Origin of the sequence: Bacillus sp. N3378-2at, from assembly GCF_033412715.1 — a bacterium.
GTDB lineage: Bacteria > Bacillota > Bacilli > Bacillales > Bacillaceae > Bacillus > Bacillus subtilis.
On record NZ_CP117986.1, the window covers coordinates 2,975,215 to 2,998,805 of the forward strand.

Below are 23,591 nucleotides of genomic sequence, written 5' to 3' on the forward strand. Positions count from 1 at the left end.
CAAATGAAAAAATTAAAAATGAATAAAATTATCAACATGGACACCCAAGATTGTTTTTTCCATGCTGATCCACTGGGGCGTGTCTACATTGGAAAAGGGTTGAAAGGTGGTATCACCATTACAATCTATGATCCTTCCGGTGATGTTCGGGATTTTAGAGTGAAAGAGCAGATTTCATACAGTGATATTCTGCTCTTTCAACAATGTGCAGATGGCTATGTCTTCGTTTATTACGAATCGTACGAGCCGAAGGTAAAGGTTTTTTCAGAAGAGGGAAGGGTGAAAAGTGTTTTTCACTTGCCTTCAGGGGTTTCCTGCTGTCTTTTGGATGAGAAACAACAGCTTTGGGTCGGTTTATGTGATGAAGGGATTTATCATGATGAGAATCCCAACGGCCATAGTGTGTGGTGTTTTACGTTAGATGGTCAGCAGAAGGAAATACACATTGATAGAAAGCTTGAAGAAATGGATGCGCCTGCTGTAGATGATTGTTATGGACTTGCAGAAAAAAACGGCTTGATTTATATGCTGTATTACGGAGATGCAGTCATTGCCGCATTTGATGAAACGGTCGTGAGACGGGTGTGGATTCTGTCGGATAAAGAGCCGGACTCAGAAGCATTTGATCAGCTCGCGATATCCGAAGAAGGTTTTTTGGTTGGGACGTTCAATTGTTACAGTGCAGACCTTAAGTCGTCTCTTTATTTGATTTCTGCCGATGTGAGTCAAGAGATGGAAGAGATAACATGCTGTGATTCGAACGGTGAAGCCCTAGACGTTCAACAGCTGAAACTGACGAGTAACGCTGTTTACGCAGTGACCTCTTCTGGTGTTTATAAGCAGGATATCCAATAAGGTGTAGGGATGAGATCATGATGAATTGGCGCGCTTTAAGTCAGACAAAACAAGACCGCATCTGGTCAGAAGTGAACAAGCTCATAAAATGGAAGCCCGGAAGCAGATGTCATCACATCATCCCGCCTGATCCATATCGAGTGTTTGATATCTCAAGCGCGATGAGCAGTAAAGCTGGTCATAATGATGTGAGCGGAGTGCTAAGTGATTTAGAGACTTCTATTTTAAAAGCATTTCAATTAGGTACTGGAAAGAACGATGTAATGTACGCACTAGATTGGCAGCATGACGGATATACCTTTAGTCCTCATCAGGCAATGCCTAAGGATGAATTTGGCGAATGGCCTGTTCCCGTATTTCCAAATGGAGACTATTATTTCTTTTTTCATCAGGACTTCTCCTGGGGACTTTTGGGAGACCCGTGGAAATTGACAATCACTGTGTTTGGTGAAGAGCTGTTGGAGGCGATAGATCATGATCCGCCTATCCTGTTTCAAAATAGATGAGTGTTCTGAAAAACAGAGGTGAAACATGGGCTTTTGGGAAGAGAAATATAAAAATAAAAAGATATTCGTAAGTGATGATGGTATGGATATTTGTCACGACGCCATCGAAGATTTTCACGCTGTGTTCCTTGAACAATTGGATCGTAAGCCTACTCTAAATGAATTTGTTTATACCCTCTTTCAGGTATTAAACTCAGACGGCGATTCGCTTTTTAAAGAATTAGAAGGAAAACAAGTCACTGACATCAACCTAAAGATGAAAAAAAGAACTACTTTAAGTGAAGTTAGGCCTGGTGTTGTCATTGAAATCTCTTTACGGAAAATCAATCAGTTCACATATGCATTAGTGGTAAAAGGAGATTTAGCAACAGATAAAAATGATGATCTTCTCATTCAGTATTTTGATATTTTTACAGATCAACGCTTGAGTAAAAAAGACATTTCTCTCATGATGGCAGAAAAGCAAAGAACCCTTTTTATTGCGAATACAGGATATACAGGCTTTCTTCAGGGGAATTGGAAGGTTGTTTCCAAGGTGCCGATAGATTTGATGAAAAAATTTGATCATTCTGCTATAACATTTGTCATGTATGAAGATGAAAAATACCTCATTAGCCAAGACGATTCATTAGCGGCAGAGAGTGATTTAATAGAGGTTGATGAAAAACGGGGGAAGACCTTTAGCAACCCGATTGGGCTATTTGGTCATCTTAGTATTGAGGATATTCTTTATCAATATTTCAAGGGAACCTCGATGGAGGAATTGATTAAGTATGAGTTGTAAGAAGTTATGGTGGAGATCATATGAGCAGATTTTGTCTGGAATATGCTGATTCTACTCTTTTTCATTTAAGTGATTTTTTTACCCAATTCCCCCTCCGTATCACTGAGTATAATTGGGTTATTGGCGATATTTTGAATATGATGGATGTATCCGAGGATAAGGATCATTGGAACGATATCATTGGAACGATATCATTGGCGAGCGTGAAGACTATCTTTTTATCACAGGTGAGGAATTTCATCGTATATTAAATGAATATGAGATTTATGTGATATTTTCTATTTTAACTGCTGTGCCTAAAGAGACGATACTGTATGATATAACACAAGTTCCGTTTGTTGATGGGAATGCTGACTTTTATGAAGATGATTATATCTCCCCTGTGAAAGAATGTATTTTCGAAGTCGGTTTCTTTGATTCAACAGATATTATATTTACAGTGACCGATGAAAATATAGAAAGAATGTTGCAGGATGCTTTTCCTGATTTGAAGCCTTACTGTGAGTATGGAGTATAGAGACGCTATTAACGGAGGAATCAAAATTGAGTATTTCAGGAGCTACTCCTATTTTGTTTCAGCATATCAAGAAATGGCGTTTTTATCGAGAAACAGATCACGTGCTTGGTGCCATTTATACGATTGAGTTAGCAGCTGTTTATCATTCACGTACGATTGTTGTCATATTCAAAGACGTTTCAGTCGTTACGATACGAGATATGGAGACCCTAACGGACCTGTCTGATGGACTTCTCCATATTGAAACGCAACCACAAGGTATGTACCTTGTGGAAGAATGGGAGGAGCAGACATTCCGCTTTTGTTGCCGGCAATATGAGGTGATGGAAGTTGAATAGGGTGAGGAGAGGATCGCGTGTTTGAACAGCTGAGAAAAAGACAGCGAGAGCTTGAAGAAAAGCCGTATCCTAGTGAATTGTACGGCTTTGAAACGGAAATCTATGAGTTTTTTATGCTAGTTGATGGCAGTTTGGATTACGTGCTGGCGAATAAAAGGATGCCCCAGCATCAGCGGCGTTCGTTGGAGAAAAGCTTTTTTGAGCTTTATCCTGACATACTTCCGGATATGATCAAAAACGATAAAGATCTGTATCAGCACATTCTCTTGTATGAACAAGTCAGACAAGAGATTTGCGTTGCGCTATCCAACTGATAAGGGGAAGATTTTATGGAAATAACCTCTATAAGCAGTATCGGAAATTTAGATATGGTCGATCTAAAGCCTGACCAAATTGTTATGTCGTGTGAACTTGAAGATGCAGAGTCGTTTTATCGTGTATGGCAAGGGCTTGCCTATGAGCGAATTATGATACAGGTGATAACGACTGGTTCATTTATAGAAGACCTATCCAAGTACTTTGAAGGTTATGCTTACAAGGTGACGAAGCTGGCGAAACGAGAATTTCATTTTCAATCTGTATTACAGAAAGCAGACCGGGACATTGCAGGCTTTCTCTTTCTGTTAGCTTCTATTAATGACGATGTTTTTCTGATCACTGATCCTCAACCGGATAAAAGCTATTTTTCCGATGGGAAGCTCCAATGCCTAACAGACTCAGGCGAACGGATCATGTGGTTTGAATATGATGCTGTTGACATTTATATGGTTGGCGGTAACTAAAAAGAGGAGGAATCCATGTTTGAATATCACACAATACGAGAAATTGAAAAAGCATCTTTCTGATGCGGATACAGGTCCATTTACATTAAACGAGTTTTCGTTCTATATGAAAGAAGATGATCGTTATATACATATTCCTGTGTTTGAATTAAAACTATCAGCTCAAACCTGTGACATTCATTTACGGTTTGAAGACGTTAGTGCATCAAAGCTGGATGATCTTGAATCCATCGATTCTGTTGCATTGGAGATTGTACCGACTGACGATCAATGGGAAAGACTCCGTTATTATGTGTATGACGAAGAAAACCAAATAAGCTTCTATTGCGGAGGTTGGGATGTGATCAAGTGTGACAAGAAGTCACACTAATTTTCCCCTTCTTGAGACTCTCCCCTCATTTTTATTCCTCAACGCCATTTTTTTCTCCCTTCAGTCATCATAAAGAAACAATCACCGAGTATGCATTAATGTATGCGTTTTCATAGAGGGGGAGTCTTGATGAAAAAATGGATGGCAGCGGTTTTTGTGATGATGCTGATGCTGTGTTTTGGCGGGATTGAGAATGTGAAGGCGGCGGAGCCGAAGGTGTATCAGTTTGACTTTGGAAGCGGTTCGATGGAGCCTGGTTATATTGGTGTCAGGGCGTCTGATCGGTATGACCGGTCAAAGGGCTACGGTTTTCAAACACCGGAGAATATGAGGGATGTGGCGGCATCCGGGACTGGTGTGAAGAGTGATGCGGTTCAGTTTTTAGCGTATGGGACGAAAAGCAATAACACGTTTAATGTGGATCTCCCGAATGGCCTTTATGAGGTGAAGGTGACGCTTGGCAATACGGCAAGGGCCAGTGTGGCGGCGGAGGGCGTGTTTCAGGTCATTAATATGACAGGGGATGGCGCGGAGGATACGTTCCAAATTCCCGTCACCGACGGGCAGCTGAATCTGCTGGTGACAGAGGGGAAAGCTGGCACCGCTTTTACGCTTAGCGCCTTGAAAATAAAGAAATTGTCTGATCAGCCGGTGACGAACCGAACCATTTATATCGGAGGCGACTCGACGGTGTGCAATTATTATCCGCTCAACAGCAGCAAGCAGGCGGGCTGGGGGCAGATGCTGCCTCACTATATCGATAAACACACCTTTCAAGTGAGAAACATGGCGTCCGGCGGGCAGATCGCGAGAGGATTCAGAAATGATGGACAGCTTGAGGCGATCCTGAAGTATATTAAACCGGGAGATTATTTTATCTTGCAGCTCGGCATTAATGACACAAATCCGAAGCATAATGAATCTGAAGCGGAGTTTAAAGAGATGATGCGTGATATGATCCGCCAGGTGAAAGCGAAAGGAGCGGACGTCATCCTATCAACGCCTCAGGGCCGGGCGACCGATTTTACTTCTGAGGGCGTCCATTCGTCTGTAAACAGATGGTACAGGGCCTCTATTTTGGCTTTGGCCGAAGAGGAAAAAACACATCTCATTGACTTAAATGTCCTCAGCTCGGCATACTTTACATCGATCGGTCCGGAAAAAACACTCGCGCTTTATATGGACGGAGATACGCTTCATCCGAACCGCGCTGGGGCCGACGCACTGGCGCGATTGGCTGTTCAGGAGCTAAAACGCCAGGGAATCGATGGCTTTTAATACATCATTTTTCGTCAAAACACATATGCCTTCGTCAATTAGAGTATAATGAGAACATCTGCAAGAGACAGGAGTTTATACATGAGTCATTTTAAAAACTATCAAATCAGTCATGACATTTTACGAGCATTGGAAGGACTGGGATATACAGAACCGACCAAGGTGCAGCAGAGTGTGATCCCCGCTGCCCTAGAACGAAAGGATCTTGTCGTCAAATCACAGACAGGAAGCGGGAAAACGGCTTCGTTCGGGATTCCTCTCTGTGAGCTGGCGGATTGGGATGAAAACAAGCCGCAGGCGCTTATTTTAACTCCAACCCGTGAGCTTGCGGTGCAAGTAAAGGAAGATATCACGAACATCGGACGATTTAAACGGATCAAAGCGACAGCCGTATTTGGAAAATCCTCCTTTGATAAACAAAAAGCTGAGCTTAAGCAAAAAAGTCACATTGTTGTCGGTACGCCGGGACGTGTTCTGGATCATATCGAAAAAGGCACGCTGCCGTTGGATCGTCTCTCTTATTTGGTCATTGATGAAGCGGATGAGATGCTGAATATGGGCTTTATCGAGCAGGTGGAGGCGATTATCAAGCATCTTCCGACTGAGCGCACGACGATGCTGTTTTCGGCGACGCTGCCAGAGGACATTGAGAAATTAAGCCGTCAATATATGCAAAACCCGGAGCATATCGAAATCAAAGCGGCCGGGCTTACCACAAGAAATATTGAACATGCGGTGATTCAAGTAAGAGAAGAGAATAAATTTTCATTGCTGAAAGATGTGCTGATGACGGAGAATCCCGACAGCTGCATCATTTTCTGCCGAACGAAAGAGCACGTCAATCAGCTGACCGATGAATTGGATGACTTAGGATATCCATGCGATAAAATTCACGGCGGAATGATTCAGGAAGACCGATTCGACGTCATGAATGAATTTAAACGTGGCGAGTACCGTTACTTAGTGGCGACGGATGTCGCCGCGCGCGGGATTGATATTGAAAATATCTCCCTTGTTATCAACTATGATCTTCCGGTTGAAAAGGAAAGCTATGTCCACCGCACGGGCCGAACGGGACGCGCGGGGAACAAAGGAAAGGCCATTTCGTTTGTCACGGCCTTCGAAAAACGGTTTTTAGCCGACATTGAAGAATATATCGGATTTGAAATCCAAAAAATAGAAGCCCCTTCTCAAGAGGAAGTGGCAAGGAAGAAACCAGAATTTCTAGCTAAACTGAATGACCGTCCGGAAAGCAAAAAGGACAAAAGCGAAGAGTTGAATAAAGACATTATGAAGCTGTATTTTAACGGCGGAAAGAAAAAGAAAATCAGAGCCGTTGATTTTGTAGGAACGATTGCCAAAATTGACGGTGTGTCAGCTGACGACATCGGCATCATCACGATCATGGATAACGCCTCATACGTTGAGATTTTAAATGGTAAAGGCCCTCATGTTCTCAAAGTGATGAAGAACACAACCGTCAAAGGGAAACAGCTGAAGGTGAATAAAGCGAATAAATGATGAATGACCTGCTCCCAGTTAAAGGGGCAGGTCATTTTGCTGCTGGCTGACATCTGTGCTGGTTTCCTCGGGAACAAAGGCAAGAATCACAATACCAATCACAAACAAAATGATCAGGCTGAACACCGCAGTCGAGGATTTCCCGGTCAGCTGGGCGGTAACGGCAATGAGTAGCGGCCCCATAATTGAGGCGAATTTTCCAAAAATGTTGTAGAAGCCAAAGAATTCATTGGCGTGGCGCTTTGGCACAAGCTTGGCGAAATAGGAACGGCTTAGGGCTTGAATACCGCCCTGCGAGGTGGCGACAAGCATAGCCAGTATCCAGAAATCAATCGTTGTCTTCATAAAATAGGCATACACGCAGACGATCATATAAATGACGATCCCGACGTACAGCATGGTCTTCCCCGTGAAGCGTTCTGCCAGTTTTCCGTATACAATCGAAAACGGTGCAGCGACCACCTGGGTGACAAATAGGATGATCAGGAGGCTTGAGGAACCGATCCCTAAATCTGATCCATAGGATGTCGACATCGTAATAATCGTGCCGACTCCGTCGATATAAAAGAAATAAGCGAGCAAAAAGAGGAAAAGTGCCCGGTATTGCCTGATCCGTTTCATCGTCTGGCCGAGCCGCTTAAAGCTGTTGATGACAATATGAGGTTCTCTTTTGATGTAATAGCGTTGATGGACATGTTTAATCATTGGGATAGTGAACAGCCCCCACCAGGCAGCCGTTATGAAAAAGGACAGCTGGCTTGCGGCCGATACAGACACTGGAATCGTCTCTGCTTGTGCGAGCAGGATGACAGCAATACTGATGATAAATGGAATCGTGCTGCCAATGTATCCTAAGCCAAAACCCCGTGCCGAGACGAGATTCATCCGTTTCTCAGGCGTGACGTCCACGAGAAAGGCATCATAAAACACATTGGCGCCGGAAAAACCGATAGCCGATATCGTATAAAACAGTAGCAATAGCAGCCAATGCTCACTTGGGATAAAGGCGAGCATCGCGGTGCTGGCGACACCGGCTGACACAAAGAAACCGAAGAACTTTTTCTTGCACCCTTCATAGTCGGCGATTGTGCCTAAAATAGGACCGAGCATCGCAAGAATAAACGTTGAAATCGCAATGGTATAGCCCAGATAGGCAGTCGATTGAGCGGCGCTGACACCGCTTTCCGCAGCTGCTGATTTATAAAATAACGGAAATACCGCGGTGGTCACGACAATTGAGTAAGCAGAATTTGCCCAGTCATATAATACCCAGCTGTTTTCTTGTTTCGTAAAACGTTTCATCATCAGAGCCCCCTCTCCGGTAACGATACTTCTATTGTACGAAAAATGGGCCTGAAAAGAATGGAATGCACGTCAATTTTTACAAAATATTTATGTTTTTGCGCTTCAAATCATACTTTTGATTTATTGCTGGGGTTAGGTGAATCTGGTACCATTTAACTATATTTTATGGTATTTTCCAGAAGGGATTCAGCAGAGAGGAGACAGAGCATGAGGCGAATAGGCTTGTGTATAAGCCTGCTGGTCACAGTTCTTGTGATGAGCGCATGCGAAAGTGAAGGTGAGGCTCAGATGTTCGCAGACTGTGATCAAAAGACGGTAAAACAAACCGCAGCCAAACCGATGAGCAGTAAGAAAAAGCAGGATTTCCAAGCCCTCGCAAGCGACAGGCAGCTGGCCATTGTGTTCAGTTCCATGATACAAGTGAGCGAAGCATTTGATTATGGAATCGGCAATCCAGAATACTTCGTGCGAATCAGCATGACTGAAGAAGAAGCAGACATTGCGAAGGAGAATCTCGAATCGATTAAGCTTGAGAACAAATCGCTCAAAAAACAAAACAGCGAGGCGGTTGCCTTGCTACAAAAAACGCGTAATCAAGACATGAGCCGCATCGAAATTCAGCAGCTGACAGAAAATAGAGCCGCTTTTTTTGAGGCCGCAGACAGTATGATCAAACTCATCGGCCAAGTCACACCGAAAAACGCGAAGAAGACAAGACAGCAGCTGGATCAGCTGAAAAAACAATATACACAATACAGCGCTGAAAGCATTAAAATCATGAACAGCATTGTCAAAAAGCAGAAAGCTGACAAGGCATCATTTGAACGCCATCTGGAGGCGCTGCTTCAAAAACAGCCGGGGCAGCAGGTACGGAGTGAATTGTACTGACCAGCTTCCGTCTTTCCCTGATGATATTGACCTAGTACAAAAAGAATGTACAATCAAGATATAGTCTGTTCTTAGTTGATTGGAGGGACATGCCATGAAAATTGCGAAGGTGATCAACAATAATGTGATCAGCGTGGTCAATGAACAGGGGAAAGAATTGGTCGTCATGGGCAGGGGGCTCGCGTTTCAGAAAAAGTCCGGCGATGATGTCGATGAAGCCCGCATTGAGAAAGTGTTCACGCTCGATAACAAGGATGTATCAGAAAAGTTCAAAACCCTTTTGTATGATATACCGATCGAGTGTATGGAAGTATCCGAAGAGATTATCAGCTACGCAAAATTACAGCTCGGCAAAAAGCTCAACGACAGCATCTATGTGTCGCTGACCGACCATATTAACTTTGCCATCCAGCGCAACCAGAAAGGGCTTGATATCAAAAACGCCTTGCTGTGGGAAACAAAACGGCTGTACAAAGACGAATTTGCGATCGGCAAAGAAGCGTTGGTTATGGTAAAAAACAAGACAGGTGTGTCTCTGCCAGAGGATGAAGCAGGCTTTATTGCTCTGCATATTGTAAATGCCGAGCTGAATGAAGAGATGCCCAATATTATCAACATTACAAAAGTCATGCAAGAGATTTTGAGTATTGTAAAATACCATTTTAAGATTGAATTCAACGAAGAATCGCTTCACTATTATCGGTTCGTCACCCACTTAAAATTTTTCGCGCAACGTCTATTTAACGGCACTCACATGGAAAGCCAGGACGATTTTTTGCTGGATACAGTGAAAGAAAAGTATCATCGCGCGTATGAATGCACGAAGAAAATCCAAACCTACATTGAGCGGGAGTATGAGCACAAGCTCACAAGTGACGAGCTGCTGTATTTAACCATTCACATAGAAAGGGTAGTTAAACAAGCATAATGAGAGCGCTGACATTTGTGTTTCCTTGTGTTCACTTTTTCTTACATTCACATATGAAAATGGCAGGATTGTTACTGATAAAGCAGGCAAAACCTAAATTACAATGAGTGCGGATCATCTCTGTCTGTGCTGATGGTAATTTAGGTTTTTATTTTTTTCAGAGGGAAGATGATGATAGTTACAGGATTCAAGTCAGTAAGATTCGATATTATCATTATTTTGACCGATGTTCCCTTTTAGAAGAATCATGTAAGATCAACATAGAAAACGCTTTCGATGAAAGGGGAATGCCAATATGCCTTATCTGAAACGAGTGTTGCTGCTTCTTGTCACTGGATTGTTTATGAGTTTGTTTGCAGTCACTTCTACTGCCTCGGCTCAAACAGGTGGATCGTTTTTTGACCCTTTTAACGGCTATAACTCCGGTTTTTGGCAAAAAGCAGATGGTTATTCGAATGGAAATATGTTCAACTGCACGTGGCGGGCTAATAACGTATCCATGACGTCATTGGGTGAAATGCGTTTAGCGCTAACAAGCCCATCTTATAACAAGTTTGACTGCGGGGAAAACCGTTCTGTTCAAACATATGGCTATGGACTTTATGAAGTCAGAATGAAACCAGCTAAAAACACAGGGATCGTTTCATCGTTCTTCACTTACACAGGTCCAACAGATGGAACTCCTTGGGATGAGATTGATATCGAATTTTTAGGAAAAGACACAACGAAGGTTCAATTTAACTATTATACAAATGGTGCAGGAAACCATGAGAAGATTGTTGATCTCGGGTTTGATGCAGCCAATGCCTATCATACGTATGCATTCGATTGGCAGCAAAACTCTATTAAATGGTATGTCGACGGGCAATTAAAACATACTGCAACAAACCAAATTCCGACAACACCTGGAAAGATCATGATGAACTTGTGGAATGGCACGGGTGTCGATGAATGGCTTGGCTCCTACAATGGTGTAAATCCGCTATACGCTCATTATGACTGGGTGCGCTATACAAAAAAATAATGCCAAATGTGAAAGAGCCTGCTGCAATATAGCAGGCTCTTATGATTGTAATGAGAAGTTGTTGGCGTGAATCTTCTATTCACTCATAATATCCTATTTGATCTTCTTCCCTCTGTAAATCACGTACTCACTCAATGCTACGATCAAGCTCATACATTTAGAAAGAAATAATCCCAATCAAAAGTGCGGCAATCGTCATCACAATCGTTGTTCCTACGGCCCATTTAATAGTGAATTTTTGATGGTCGCCAAAGCTGACGCCTGCCATTCCTACCAATAGATAGGTGGAAGGCACAAGCGGGCTGAGCAGATGCACAGGCTGCCCCAGCAAGGAGGCCCTTCCGATTTCAGCGGCGTCTATTCCGTAAGCGGAAGCGGCTTCGGCGATGATGGGAAGGACACCGAAGTAAAAGGCGTCATTCGACATGAAAAAGGTGAAGGGCATGCTGACGATCGCAGTGATCAACGGCAGGTGCGGGCCCATGGCATCAGGGATGAGTGAAACGAGAGAATGCGCCATGGCATCCACCATTTTTGTGCCGGAGAGAATGCCTGTGAATATGCCCGCAGCAAACACCATCGAGACAACGTTTAACGCATTACCCGCATGCGCCGAGATTCGTTTCTGCTGCTCTTTGACATTTGGATAGTTAACCATCAAGGCAACGGCGAACGCAGTCATAAAAAGAACAGGAAGCGGCAGCAGGCTGGTGATCAGTGCGGCCATCAGAGCGACAGTCAGCAGCAGGTTAAACCATTGAAGAGCGGGACGCTTGAGCGGTGCGGCCTCCGGATCGGAAGACGGTGCGTGATCAATCGAAATGACGCCGAGCCGCTTCCGCTCTTTCTTTCCGAGGATATAAGCAACGGCGATCACCCAGAGAATGCCGGCGATCATAGCGGGAATCAGCGGCGTGAAAACCTCTGACGTGTCCAATTTTAAGGAGGCCAAAACCCTCGCAGTCGGCCCGCCCCACGGGATAATATTCATAACCCCCGAACCGAGCATCGCTATTCCCGCTAACACCAAACGGTTCATGCCGAGCCGTTTGTAGAGAGGCAGCATTGCTGCAATGGTAATCATATAGGTTGTTGTCCCATCTCCGTCCAGCGAAATGGTCATGGTCAGAACCGCTGTGCCTACGGCGATTTTTAACGGATCTCCTTTGACAAACGATAAGATTTTGGCAATGAGAGGATCAAACAGGCCTGAGTCAATCATAATGCCGAAATACAGGATGGCGAATAACAGCATGATACCGGTAGGGGCGAGGTCTGTAACGCCCTGAATCATCATCTCGCCGAGATCTTTGCCAAATCCGCTGATCAGGGCGAACACAATAGGAACGACAATCAAAGCAATAAGAGCGGAAAGCCGGTTAGACATAATAAGGTACATAAAGACAATCATCATCACAAAACCGAGTATGGCAAGCATGATATGACCTCCCCTATTCAACAGCTTTTTTTGGTAAGCGCTTCCATACTTTCTTTCTGTGAAGAAGGCTTATTTCAAATGTGTATGACCTCATTCTGATATGTAGACCTAAAATCCTATTGAGCGGATTGGCAGTTTATATCAAGAACGCTACGGGTAAATGTGCTGTAGAATGTTTCGTTTTAAAAAGGGGGAACAGACATGAGTGATGATCAAAACAAACGTGTAAATGAACACTCAAAGGACGAGCAGCTTGAACAGTACAGGACCGATAACAGCGGGAAGAAAATGACGACAAACCAAGGCTTGCGAGTGTCAGAGGATGAGCATTCGTTAAAAGCCGGGGTTCGCGGTCCGACGCTGATGGAGGATTTTCACTTTCGGGAGAAAATGACGCACTTTGACCATGAGAGGATTCCGGAGCGCGTTGTGCATGCGCGCGGGTATGGCGTGCATGGCTTTTTTCAGGTTTACGAACCAATGACGGAATATACACGGGCCAAATTTCTTCAGGACCCTTCGGTGAAGACACCGGTATTTGTCCGTTTTTCTACGGTCGCGGGTTCTAAAGGCTCCGCAGACACGGTGCGGGATGCCAGAGGCTTTGCGACAAAATTTTATACTGAAGAAGGAAACTATGACCTTGTGGGAAATAACATTCCGGTGTTTTTCATTCAGGATGCGATCAAATTTCCGGATTTGGTTCATGCGTTTAAGCCTGAGCCACACAATGAAATGCCTCAGGCCGCGACTGCTCACGATACGTTTTGGGATTTTGTCGCCAATAACCCTGAGTCGGCTCACATGGTGATGTGGACGATGTCAGACAGAGGCATCCCGCGCAGCTACAGAATGATGGAAGGCTTCGGCGTTCACACGTTCCGTTTTGTCAATGAACAAGGAAAGGCACGTTTCGTGAAATTTCACTGGAAGCCGGTGCTCGGCGTGCATTCTCTCGTATGGGATGAAGCGCAAAAAATTGCCGGGAAAGATCCAGATTTCCACCGCCGTGACCTGTGGGAAACAATTGAAAACGGCGGCAAGGTTGAATACGAGCTCGGCGTGCAGATGATTGATGAGGAAGATGAATTCAAGTTTGATTTTGATATTCTTGACCCAACTAAGCTGTGGCCGGAAGAGCTTGTGCCGGTGAAGATCATTGGAAAAATGACGCTGAACCGCAATCAGGATAATGTGTTTGCGGAAACAGAACAAGTCGCATTCCACCCGGGAAATGTCGTGCCGGGCATCGATTTTACCAATGACCCGCTATTGCAGGGGCGGCTTTTCTCTTATACGGATACACAGCTCATCCGTCTTGGCGGCCCGAACTTCCATGAGATTCCGATTAACCGGCCGGTCTGTCCATTCCATAACAACCAATACGACGGCTATCACCGGATGACGATCAATAAGGGACCTGTCGCTTATCATAAAAACTCACTGCAAAACAATGATCCGTCGCCTGCGACAGCTGAAGAAGGCGGCTACGTCCACTATCAGGAAAAAGTCGAGGGCAAAAAAATCCGCCAGCGAAGCGACAGCTTCAACGATTATTACTCACAGGCGAAGCTTTTCTGGAACAGCATGTCTCCTGTGGAGAAACAGCACATCATTTCTGCTTTCTGCTTCGAGGTCGGGAAGGTCAAAAGCAAAGACGTACAGCGGCAGGTCGTTGATGTCTTCAGCAATGTCGATGCAGATTTAGCAGAAGAAATTGCCAAAGGAGTAGGCGTGGCGACGCCCGCGAAGCGTAAAGCATCTAAAGAAATTCTTACTTCGCCTGCGTTAAGCCAAGCCCGTACAGTGAAAACCGCGTCAACAAGAAAAGTCGCTGTACTGGCCGGAAACGGATTTCATGAAAAAGAGCTGCAAACAGTGCTGGAAGCCTTAAAGCAAGAAGGAATCACAGTGGATATCATCAGCCAAAATCTGGGGTATATGACAAGCGGCAGCGGACAGCAGCTTGAGGCCAGCGGCACGTTCCTGACGGTTGATTCTGTTCTGTATGATGCCGTCTATGCCGCAGGAGGGCCGGAGTTAAAAGACAACAAACAAGCGATGGCGTTTATCAGAGAAGCTTACAATCACTACAAGGCGATCGGTGCAGCAAATGAAGGAATTGACCTTCTTCAATCCTCTGTCGGGACAACAGAGGGACCAGGCATCGTAACGGCTAAAGATGAACCTGACTACACCGCTTTCAGCAAGGCATTTATCGATGCGGTTGCTGCTCATCGCCATTGGGATAGACGAATTTGACCGGCTCCTGTATCTTTAAGGAAGATACTTTTCATAAGGAGCATGACAAATGAACGAAAAACAGCTCGCTGAAGCTTACGAACGCGATGAAAATATGATGATTTTGGTGTTTGCCCAATGGTGCGTGAACCATGATCTTGATCCGATGGAGCTGTACGCCAAAGCGTATCCGCAGCAAAAGCTGAATGAAAGCTTGAAAAAAACCATGGACGATCTGGTCGTGCCAAAACACGAAGCAGAGCACATTCCGGACCAGACTGTCATTGCGGTATTAGAGATGTTCGGAAATACAGATTTGGCACAGGCCGTTCATGAAGCGATTTCTGGGCGCAAACAGTAAAAAAGAGACATCCTGTGTCTCTTTTTTTATTGGAAAAATCATGCTGTTAGACTTAGAAACTTCTTTCGATTTAATCAGTCTATAAAAGTGTGTATTGCTTAAATAAGGGAATGATAAACAACGACATCAAAGGAGGATATTATATGAAATGGAATAAAATGCTGAAAGCTGCGGGGATTGCAGTCTTGTTTTTTTCCGTATTAGCATATGCGGCCCCATCTTTAAAAGCAGTTCAAGCGAAAACACCGACTGTCAGCACCCATACGTACAAAAAGATCAAGGAGTTAACGTATCCACAAGTGCATCACATCGGGAATGCCGCGTTTGAAAAGAAAATCAATCAAGAGCTGAAAGCCTACATTGAACAATCGTATCAGGAATATCTGAAAAACAAAAAAGCAGGCGAACAGCAGGGCTTTAAAACGGAATATCGAACATCCTTCAGCGTCAAATACAATGCGGCAGGCAAGCTCAGCATTCAAACACTCAATTATATCTATTCAGGCGGCGCCCACGGTTTAACGTCTGTCCAGTCCTTCAACTATGACTTGAAAGCACAAAAGCGGGTGACGCTGGAGCAGATTCTGAGCACCAAAACAAAAGTCAGCAAAACGAGAGATTACCTATATAGCTATATCAAAAAACACGATGAGCTGTTTTTCCCTGATGTAAAGAAAGAGGATATAACCCTAAACAAAGACACAATGTTTTACTTTACGGCAAACGGAATCGCTATCGTCTTTGGCCAGTATGACTTGGGGCCTTATGCAGCGGGAATCCGGGATGTGCAGGTGCCAGCCTCTATTTATCAATAATCAAAGAGCCATATCCGAAAAGGATATGGCTCAATGTTTCTACCACACAAACAGGCCGACAATCGCAGCACTTAATAAAGATACTGCAATTCCGCTTACGATCAGTTTCCACACGTTTCTCCCGATGACCGTTGATTTTTCTCCGTCAAGGATCGAATTGTACGTGCCGTAAATCATGCCGACCGTACTGAAGTTTGCAAAGGACGTCAGGAATGTCGTCGCCACCGCAACGGTGTGAGGCGGAAGGGATTTGAGATTGTTTTTCAAGTCAAGCATCGCAACAAACTCGTTCGTTGCTAATTTCATGCCCATCAGCTGAGCAACATACATCGCATCGTGCACTGGCAATCCAAGCAGGAATGCGAATGGACTGAACAGATAAGCAAAAATCGTCTGGATGGTCAGGCCGTGTACGAAAACGCCAAGAATGCCATTAACTGCTGACGTTAATGCGACATATCCGATCACCATTGCTAAAATAACGATAACCATGTTCATGCCGACAAGCATACTGTTAGAAATCGTAGAGAAAAAGTCTTTCTTCTCTTCTTTAGGCGGTGTATAGATGATATCTTCATCCTCAGGCACGTGAACAGGATTCAGCAGGTTTGCGATAATCAGCGCGTTTAAGCAGTTCAAAGGAATGGCTGTAAACAAGTATGTCGCAGGCACCATTGACAGATAAGATCCGATAATGGAGCCGCTGATGCTGCTCATGCTCATTAAGCCGAATGTGAGCAGGCGGTTGTTGCTTAAAACCGTTAGCTGCTGGCGGATAACCGCAAGTGCTTCGGTATTTCCCAGAAACATCATTTGAATAGAGAAAAAGCTTTCTAATTTCGGCAAGCGGGAAGCCTTTGAAATCACCCATCCGATTTTATCAATCAGCCAAGGCAAAATACCGAAATACGTTAAAATATCAAAGAATGTGACGATAAAGATAATTGGAAGAAGCGCACTAAAGAAAAAGTCTACTGTTTCATTCGCCATCACTGACGGAAAGGCAAACGCGATACCGTCACTGGCGCAAGCAATCAGCCAAGTGAAGAAATCACCGATTTTACCGATAGCCCAGCTTCCGACTTTTGTTCCCAGCATAAACCAAGTAATCAGCAATTCCAGAACAATTAACGTCATGATCGGGCGCCACTTGATTTTCTTTTTCTGCGGAGAACATAGGAATACAACTGCCATAATCACAATGAGACCGACAAGGTTTAGTAAAAAGTACATGATAGCAACTCCTATGAGGGTTATTATGGAAACAAAAAAAGCTCTTATTTTTCACAAATTCTGGAAGTGTAGAAAGTGTGAAAAATAAGAGCAAACAGAAAAGAACTTGTCCTTTTCAACTCGTTCAAATTTATTCAAACTTTCTTGTAGTCTAGTTTTTTACGGTTACTAGGTAGAAACAATCAGACCATATTACTGATCATATACAAGAATGTCTTTTTCTAAGATGATAGCAGTATTTTATCCTTTCACTTTTTGAAAATCAACCTTTTTAACTATTTTCACAATAATAAAATTTATATTCTAAAATGAGAAAATAAAGGAAAAACATGCTGGATTGCTATGCTGATATGATGTTGGCGGGATACCAGCATGTCAGTACTGATTTTTCTTCACTATAAGGTTCCAGCTCCTGGAGATTTGTTGTATGATGGAAATGGGGAAACCCATACAGCAGAAAGGGAGTTTTTTTCATGATTATCCAATTCATTCGTTATAGATAATGACAGGTGTAGACAAACTGCCAGACCTGGCCAATTTTTGAGATAGGCCTAGGTTTATTTGTCTATGCCTTTTTCATTTATCTAAAAATGAATGAATGAGGTGTTTTTATCATGAAGCGAACAGTTGATTTCAGCATGTTTCGATGCCCGCTCTGCGATTCTTCTATGGATGCGGCATCAGGGAAAAGCTTGATTTGTACAGAACGAGGACATACATTTGATCTATCTCGGCACGGCTACGTGAACTTTCTGACGAAGCCGGTCAAAACCAGTTACGGTGCTGAGCTTTTTGAAGCGAGGAGCAGGCTGATTGGAGAATGTGGTTTTTTTGACCCGCTCCATGAGGCGATTGCAGAACTCATCAGTCATCCCACATCTGGTCATGAGGCATTTACCATCCTGGACAGCGGTTGCGGTGAGGGTTCTCATTTGAATGCGCTTTGCGGGTTTGATTATGCAGGGAAAGCAGCGATAGGAACCGGCATAGATCTTTCGAAGGATGGGATCTTAAAAGCTTCTAAGGCATTCAAAGATCAGATGTGGGCGGTTGCCGATGTGGCGCGTGCTCCTTTTCATGATCGCCAATTTGATGTTGTGCTGTCTATTTTTTCGCCGTCCAATTATGCAGAGTTTCATAGACTGCTGAAGAATGATGGCATGCTCGTAAAAGTAGTGCCGCGAAGCGACTATTTAATAGAATTAAGGCAATTTTTATATACTGATTCACCAAGGCGCACGTATTCCAATGCGGCAGCTGTTGAGCGTTTTACAGCAAATGCTGCACACAGCCGTCCTGTCAGGCTGCGCTATGTTAAAACGCTTGACCAGCAGGCGATCCACTGGCTTCTCAAGATGACGCCGCTTGCCTGGTCGGCGCCGAAAGATCGAGTCAGCTTCCTGAAAGAGATGAAAACAGCCGATATTACGGTTGATGTTGATATCCTAATAGGAATGAAATGAATGGCAGAGGAAAGCTCCGAAAAAAGGAGCTTTCCTTTTTTAATCGGAATAGTTGGCCCATGCTTCTCGTACATATGGAAAGGGGACGGAAACAGCCGATGCGGACAGGTTTATGTAAACGCTTTCTAGTTCGCGGAAACGGGGGATGTGTGTGTGGAACTGATCATCATTCTATTGGCGTTAGGTTTGCTGATGTTTACGGCGTATCGGGGATTTTCTGTCATATTGTTTGCGCCGATTTGCGCGTTATTCGCGGTGCTGCTGACAGATCCAAGCCATGTGCTTCCTTTTTTTTCATCAATTTTTATGGAGAAGATGGCGGGTTTTATTAAGCTGTATTTCCCAGTGTTTTTGCTCGGTGCCATTTTTGGAAAGGTCGTTGAAATGGCCGGGCTTGCGGTATCAATCGCGAAAACAATTGTCCGGCTTGTCGGGGCAAAAAGAGCGATACTTGCCATTGTGCTGATGGGTGCTGTCTTGACGTACAGCGGTGTCAGCCTGTTTGTTGTCGTATTTGCCGTATATCCTTTTGCGAAAAACATGTTCCAAGAAGCAAACATACCAAAACGCCTCATCCCGGGAACGATTGCTTTAGGTGCTTTTACGTTTACGATGGACGCACTTCCGGGGACGCCGCAAATCCAAAATGTCATCCCGACGTCGTTTTTCAAAACAGACATTTATGCCGCCCCTTGGCTGGGCTTGATGGGCGCAGTGATTGTGCTGGCAGCTGGGATGCTCTATTTGGAATCAAGGCGGAAGAAAGCGCAGGCATCTGGCGAAGGATATGGCGGTTTTGATTCGCAGAATGCTCCTGCTCCTGAATCGATTGAGTCCGCGGCTGAACCGGAAAAAAGCCCGATTCGGCACGCGCTTGCCTTTGTCCCGCTTATTCTCGTCGGTGCAGTGAATAAATATTTCACCATTTACCTGCCAAAGTGGTATCCGAATGGATTTGATTTTTCTTCCATAGGATTAAAGGAGTTCGGCAGGCTTGATATTTCTTCAGCGGCTGCTATTTGGTCGGTGGAGATTGCTTTAGTGATTGGCATCATCACAACGATTTTATTTGATTGGAGAAGTGTGTTTGCCCAATTGAAGGAAGGGCTGAATGAAGGAATTGGCGGCGCCTTGCTGGCATCTATGAATACGGGTGCCGAGTACGGGTTCGGCGGCATTATCGCCGCGCTGCCGGGGTTTCATAAGCTGAGCAGCGGTATTTCACATACTTTTACCGATCCGCTTGTAAATGGCGCCGTTACGACAACTGCGCTGGCGGGAATCACCGGCTCGGCTTCAGGAGGAATGGGCATTGCGTTAAGCGCGATGTCAGAGCAGTACTTACAGGCGATTCAGGCTTATAATATTCCGCCGGAGGTGATGCATCGAGTCATTTCAATGGCATCAGGCGGGATGGACACACTGCCGCATAATGGCGCCGTCATTACGCTTCTGGCTGTGACGGGACTGACTCACAGGCAATCGTATCGCGATATTTTTGCAATCACGCTCATCAAAACGGCTGCCGTATTTGCTGTGATCGCGATTTACAGCCTGACTGGTCTAGTGTAGAAGAAAACGAAAGGGGCATCAATATGGGAAAAGTGCTGTCATCAAGCAAGGAAGCTGCGAAATTGATTCATGATGGGGATACGCTGATCGCGGGAGGGTTTGGGCTGTGCGGCATCCCTGAACAGCTCATTTTGTCTATAAGAGATCAGGGAGTAAAGGATTTAACCGTTGTCAGCAATAACTGCGGAGTCGATGACTGGGGGCTTGGTTTGCTTCTGGCTAACAAGCAAATCAAGAAAATGATTGCTTCCTATGTCGGTGAAAATAAAATTTTTGAGCGGCAGTTTTTAAGCGGAGAGCTTGAGGTCGAGCTTGTTCCCCAAGGAACGCTCGCTGAGAGAATTCGTGCAGGCGGTGCAGGCATACCGGGATTTTATACGGCGACAGGCGTCGGCACCTCCATAGCCGAGGGAAAAGAACATAAAACATTCGGCGGCCGAACTTATGTGCTGGAGCGAGGCATTACCGGCGATGTGGCGATCGTCAAAGCGTGGAAAGCGGACACCATGGGCAATTTGGTTTTTCGGAAAACGGCGAGAAATTTCAATCCCATTGCCGCCATGGCAGGCAAGATCACGATTGCCGAGGCGGAAGAAATCGTGGAAGCAGGAGAGCTCGATCCAGATCACATCCATACGCCGGGAATTTACGTACAGCATGTCGTGCTTGGCGCGAGCCAAGAAAAACGGATTGAAAAACGAACAGTTCAGCAAGCATCGGGAAAGGGTGAGGCCAAGTGAAGGAAGCGAGAAAACGAATGGTCAAACGGGCTGTACAAGAAATCAAGGACGGCATGAATGTGAATCTCGGGATTGGAATGCCGACGCTTGTCACAAATGAGATACCCGATGGCGTTCACGTCATGCTTCAGTCGGAAAACGGCTTGCTCGGAATTGGCCCCTATCCTCTGGAAGGAACGGAAGACGCGGATTTGATCAATGCGGGAAAGGAAACGATCACTGAAGTGACCGGCGCCTCTTATTTTGACAGCGCTGAGTCATTCGCGATGATAAGAGGCGGGCATATCGATTTGGCTATTCTCGGCGGAATGGAGGTTTCGGAGCAGGGGGATTTGGCCAATTGGATGATCCCGGGCAAAATGGTAAAAGGGATGGGCGGCGCCATGGATCTCGTCAACGGGGCGAAACGAATCGTTGTCATCATGGATCACGTCAATAAGCATGGTGAATTAAAGGTGAAAAAAACATGCTCCCTTCCGCTGACAGGCCAGAAAGTCGTGCACAGGCTGATTACGGATTTGGCTGTATTTGATTTTGTGAACGGCCGCATGACACTGACGGAGCTTCAGGATGGTGTCACAATTGAAGAGGTTTATGAAAAAACAGAAGCTGATTTCGCTGTAAGCCAGTCTGTACTCAATTCTTAATGGGAAGGTGTTTGACATGAGAAAACAAGTCGCCTTGGTGACAGGGGCTGCCGGCGGAATCGGATTCGAAATGGCAAGAGAATTCGCCCGGGAAGGTGCCAGCGTCATCGTTTCAGACCTCCGTCCGGAAGCATGTGAAAAAGCAGCCTCCAAACTTGCAGAAGAAGGCTTTGACGCGGCGGCCATTCCGTATGATGTGACAAAGGAAGCGCAAGTTGCTGATACGGTGAACGTCATCCAAAAACAATACGGCCGCTTGGATATTTTGGTGAACAATGCCGGTATTCAGCACGTCGCTCCGATTGAAGAGTTTCCGACAGACACCTTTGAACAGCTGATCAAGGTCATGCTGACGGCCCCCTTTATTGCAATGAAGCATGTTTTTCCGATCATGAAAAAACAGCAGTTTGGCAGAATCATTAATATCGCGTCTGTTAATGGATTAGTCGGCTTTGCAGGGAAATCCGCTTATAATAGCGCCAAGCACGGCGTCATTGGACTCACAAAAGTAGGGGCGCTGGAAGGCGCGCCCCACGGCATTACAGTCAATGCGCTCTGCCCGGGTTATGTCGATACCCAGCTTGTACGCAATCAGCTTAGCGATCTATCGAAAACTAGAAATGTCCCTTACGACTCTGTACTTGAACAAGTCATTTTTCCGCTTGTGCCGCAAAAGCGACTGCTTTCCGTCAAGGAAATTGCGGATTATGCCGTGTTTTTGGCAAGCGAGAAGGCGAAGGGCGTCACTGGGCAGGCTGTCGTCCTTGATGGGGGCTACACCGCACAATGACATAAAAAACACACTTGCTCCGCTAGGGAATCAAGTGTGTTTTTTCTTTTCTTATTTCCAAACATCATTAGCGATCTCAACCACATGGCGGAGCTTCGCCCATTGCTGTTCTTCAGTCAGCTTGTTGCCTTCCTCAGTTGAAGCGAATCCGCATTGAGGGCTGAGGCAAAGCTGGTCTAAGCTTACATAACGGGATGCTTCTTCGATACGGCGTTTTACATCGTCCGGATGTTCAAGCTCACCGAATTTAGATGTCACTAAGCCAAGAACAAGCTGAAGATCAGGCCGTTTTACGTAACGGAGCGGCTCAAATCCGCCTGAGCGTGAATCATCATACTCTAAGAAAAGGCCGTCAAGATTCAAGCCGTCAAAAATGGTTTCGGCTGCTGCGTCATAGCCGCCTTCCGCTGTCCAAGTGGACTGGAAGTTGCCGCGGCAAATATGCATGGTTACGGTCAAGTCATCAGGACGGTCTGCAATCGCGTCATTAATGGATTTCGCAAACAGCTGACGAAGCTCGTCAGGCGTTGTTCCGAACGCTTCGATTTGTTTTAAGCCTTTTTCAGATAAGAAAACGGCCCACGCTGTATCATCAAGCTGGAGGTAGCGGCAGCCTCTGTCATAAAACGCTTGAATCGCTTTTTTATATGCTTTGGATACATCATGCTGGAAAAGGTGATAGTCGTTTTTGTATGCACCTTTTTCCAATTTTCCGCGGAAAAACAGCATATTCGGGCTTGGAATCGTCATCTTTGGCGTCGCGTCACCGGCAATGCTATGGAGAAATGAGTAATCTTCAAGCATTGGGTGAGTTGAAAAGTCGATATCACCTGTGACTTTAATGCCGCGTGCTTTTGTCTGTACGTTATGGAATTGAATGCCTTGCTCAGGAGTAAACGGCTCAACGCCATCTAAGTTTTCCAGGAAATCAAAGTGCCACCATGCTCTGCGGAATTCACCGTCTGTCACGACGTTCAGGCCGGTTTCCTTCTGTTTTTCCACAATGCGGATAATTTCATCGTTTTCGATCTGGCGAAGCTGCTCAGCCGTAATATCGCCGGCCGCTTTTTGCAGCCGCGCTTTTTTAACGGGCTCAGATCTCAACAGGCTTCCGACTTGATCCGCGCGAAACGGCGGTTTTTTTCTTTGAAGTGATTTTTGTTCTGCGGGTGTTGTTTGTTGTGACATGTTGTCC

The 23,591-nt window shown here is 45.1% G+C and carries 24 protein-coding genes, 2 pseudogenes and 1 riboswitch; of the genes and pseudogenes, 22 read left to right on the plus strand and 4 right to left on the minus strand.

Annotation, left to right across the window (positions count from 1 at the left end; translation table 11 throughout):
- Positions 1-3 precede the first annotated feature (3 nt).
- The 11 genes and pseudogenes from PUN35_RS15975 to dbpA form a co-directional block, all read left to right on the plus strand.
- Positions 4-330, plus strand: a pseudogene (locus PUN35_RS15975) (DNA-binding protein); the annotation flags it as partial.
- 72 nt (positions 331-402) lie between these two features.
- A complete protein-coding gene (locus tag PUN35_RS15980) occupies positions 403-855 on the plus strand; it encodes a hypothetical protein (RefSeq protein ID WP_080283103.1) in 453 nt (150 codons plus the stop codon).
- 17 nt (positions 856-872) lie between these two features.
- The gene (locus PUN35_RS15985) at positions 873-1,361 is read left to right on the plus strand and encodes a DUF2716 domain-containing protein (protein ID WP_014481355.1); all 489 of its coding nucleotides are present in this window, start codon (positions 873-875) and stop codon (positions 1,359-1,361) included.
- A gap of 25 nt (positions 1,362-1,386) precedes the next feature.
- The gene (locus PUN35_RS15990; protein ID WP_014481354.1) at positions 1,387-2,145 is read left to right on the plus strand and encodes a hypothetical protein; all 759 of its coding nucleotides are present in this window, start codon (positions 1,387-1,389) and stop codon (positions 2,143-2,145) included.
- A 166-nt stretch (positions 2,146-2,311) separates the two neighbouring features.
- Positions 2,312-2,662, plus strand: a complete 351-nt coding sequence (locus PUN35_RS15995) for a hypothetical protein (RefSeq protein WP_014481353.1) — start codon at positions 2,312-2,314, stop codon at positions 2,660-2,662.
- A gap of 26 nt (positions 2,663-2,688) precedes the next feature.
- Positions 2,689-3,000, plus strand: a complete 312-nt coding sequence (locus PUN35_RS16000; protein WP_033881890.1) for a hypothetical protein — start codon at positions 2,689-2,691, stop codon at positions 2,998-3,000.
- Positions 3,001-3,017: 17 nt separating this feature from the next.
- Complete coding sequence (locus tag PUN35_RS16005) at positions 3,018-3,314, plus strand: YxiJ family protein (protein WP_014481351.1); 297 nt, start codon at positions 3,018-3,020, stop codon at positions 3,312-3,314.
- A 15-nt stretch (positions 3,315-3,329) separates the two neighbouring features.
- Entirely contained in the window at positions 3,330-3,782 is a 453-nt protein-coding gene (locus PUN35_RS16010) for a hypothetical protein (protein WP_014481350.1), read from the plus strand.
- A 19-nt stretch (positions 3,783-3,801) separates the two neighbouring features.
- Positions 3,802-3,930, plus strand: a pseudogene (locus PUN35_RS16015) (hypothetical protein); the annotation flags it as partial.
- A gap of 351 nt (positions 3,931-4,281) precedes the next feature.
- Positions 4,282-5,430, plus strand: coding sequence for a rhamnogalacturonan acetylesterase (locus tag PUN35_RS16020; RefSeq protein ID WP_014481348.1), 1,149 nt, complete (start codon positions 4,282-4,284; stop codon positions 5,428-5,430).
- Between the two features lie 81 nt (positions 5,431-5,511).
- On the plus strand, positions 5,512-6,951 hold the full coding sequence (gene dbpA / locus PUN35_RS16025; protein WP_014481347.1) for an ATP-dependent RNA helicase DbpA: 1,440 nt from the start codon (positions 5,512-5,514) through the stop codon (positions 6,949-6,951).
- A gap of 18 nt (positions 6,952-6,969) precedes the next feature.
- On the opposite strand, the gene PUN35_RS16030 is transcribed toward dbpA, so the two are convergent.
- On the minus strand, positions 6,970-8,256 hold the full coding sequence (locus PUN35_RS16030; RefSeq protein WP_014481346.1) for an MFS transporter: 1,287 nt from the start codon (positions 8,254-8,256) through the stop codon (positions 6,970-6,972).
- A gap of 207 nt (positions 8,257-8,463) precedes the next feature.
- On the opposite strand from PUN35_RS16030, the gene PUN35_RS16035 reads away from it, so the two are divergent.
- The 3 genes from PUN35_RS16035 (at position 8,464) to bglS (ending at position 11,096) form a co-directional block, all read left to right on the plus strand.
- Positions 8,464-9,144 carry a hypothetical protein gene (locus tag PUN35_RS16035; RefSeq protein ID WP_014481344.1) on the plus strand — a complete coding sequence of 227 codons (681 nt, stop codon included), beginning with the start codon at positions 8,464-8,466 and terminating at the stop codon, positions 9,142-9,144.
- Positions 9,145-9,238: 94 nt separating this feature from the next.
- Positions 9,239-10,072, plus strand: coding sequence for a transcriptional antiterminator LicT (gene licT / locus PUN35_RS16040; RefSeq protein WP_003242598.1), 834 nt, complete (start codon positions 9,239-9,241; stop codon positions 10,070-10,072).
- A 295-nt stretch (positions 10,073-10,367) separates the two neighbouring features.
- A complete protein-coding gene (gene bglS / locus PUN35_RS16045; RefSeq protein ID WP_014481343.1) occupies positions 10,368-11,096 on the plus strand; it encodes a beta-glucanase in 729 nt (242 codons plus the stop codon).
- Between the two features lie 157 nt (positions 11,097-11,253).
- Here bglS and citH read toward each other — a convergent pair whose 3' ends face one another.
- Entirely contained in the window at positions 11,254-12,534 is a 1,281-nt protein-coding gene (gene citH / locus PUN35_RS16050; RefSeq protein WP_003227205.1) for a citrate transporter CitH, read from the minus strand.
- 201 nt (positions 12,535-12,735) lie between these two features.
- Between citH and PUN35_RS16055 the strand changes: the two genes are divergently transcribed.
- From PUN35_RS16055 to PUN35_RS16065, 3 genes are all read left to right on the plus strand, one after another.
- The gene (locus tag PUN35_RS16055) at positions 12,736-14,796 is read left to right on the plus strand and encodes a catalase (protein ID WP_014481342.1); all 2,061 of its coding nucleotides are present in this window, start codon (positions 12,736-12,738) and stop codon (positions 14,794-14,796) included.
- A 49-nt stretch (positions 14,797-14,845) separates the two neighbouring features.
- Positions 14,846-15,136, plus strand: coding sequence for a hypothetical protein (locus tag PUN35_RS16060; RefSeq protein ID WP_014478421.1), 291 nt, complete (start codon positions 14,846-14,848; stop codon positions 15,134-15,136).
- Between the two features lie 143 nt (positions 15,137-15,279).
- Positions 15,280-15,951 (plus strand): DUF3298 and DUF4163 domain-containing protein, encoded by a 672-nt coding sequence (locus tag PUN35_RS16065; protein WP_014481341.1) that lies wholly within the window; start codon positions 15,280-15,282, stop codon positions 15,949-15,951.
- Positions 15,952-15,990: 39 nt separating this feature from the next.
- On the opposite strand, the gene PUN35_RS16070 is transcribed toward PUN35_RS16065, so the two are convergent.
- Positions 15,991-17,184 (minus strand): NupC/NupG family nucleoside CNT transporter, encoded by a 1,194-nt coding sequence (locus PUN35_RS16070; protein ID WP_014481340.1) that lies wholly within the window; start codon positions 17,182-17,184, stop codon positions 15,991-15,993.
- Between the two features lie 127 nt (positions 17,185-17,311).
- Positions 17,312-17,413, minus strand: a riboswitch (purine riboswitch).
- 385 nt (positions 17,414-17,798) lie between these two features.
- On the opposite strand from PUN35_RS16070, the gene PUN35_RS16075 reads away from it, so the two are divergent.
- The 5 genes from PUN35_RS16075 to PUN35_RS16095 all read left to right on the plus strand — a co-directional run bounded on the left by PUN35_RS16075 (position 17,799) and on the right by PUN35_RS16095 (position 22,396).
- Entirely contained in the window at positions 17,799-18,647 is an 849-nt protein-coding gene (locus tag PUN35_RS16075) for a methyltransferase domain-containing protein (RefSeq protein WP_014481338.1), read from the plus strand.
- Positions 18,648-18,800: 153 nt separating this feature from the next.
- Entirely contained in the window at positions 18,801-20,219 is a 1,419-nt protein-coding gene (locus tag PUN35_RS16080; RefSeq protein ID WP_014481336.1) for a GntP family permease, read from the plus strand.
- A gap of 23 nt (positions 20,220-20,242) precedes the next feature.
- Positions 20,243-20,959: a CoA transferase subunit A gene (locus PUN35_RS16085; RefSeq protein ID WP_014481335.1), complete on the plus strand. Its 717-nt coding sequence runs from the start codon at positions 20,243-20,245 to the stop codon at positions 20,957-20,959.
- Complete coding sequence (locus PUN35_RS16090; protein ID WP_014481334.1) at positions 20,956-21,606, plus strand: 3-oxoacid CoA-transferase subunit B; 651 nt, start codon at positions 20,956-20,958, stop codon at positions 21,604-21,606. Before PUN35_RS16085 ends, PUN35_RS16090 begins: the two co-directional genes overlap by 4 nt.
- 16 nt (positions 21,607-21,622) lie before the next feature.
- Positions 21,623-22,396, plus strand: coding sequence for a 3-hydroxybutyrate dehydrogenase (locus PUN35_RS16095; protein ID WP_014481333.1), 774 nt, complete (start codon positions 21,623-21,625; stop codon positions 22,394-22,396).
- Positions 22,397-22,447: 51 nt separating this feature from the next.
- On the opposite strand, the gene PUN35_RS16100 is transcribed toward PUN35_RS16095, so the two are convergent.
- Positions 22,448-23,584, minus strand: a complete 1,137-nt coding sequence (locus PUN35_RS16100; protein ID WP_014481332.1) for a 5-methyltetrahydropteroyltriglutamate--homocysteine S-methyltransferase — start codon at positions 23,582-23,584, stop codon at positions 22,448-22,450.
- Positions 23,585-23,591: the final 7 nt, after the last annotated feature.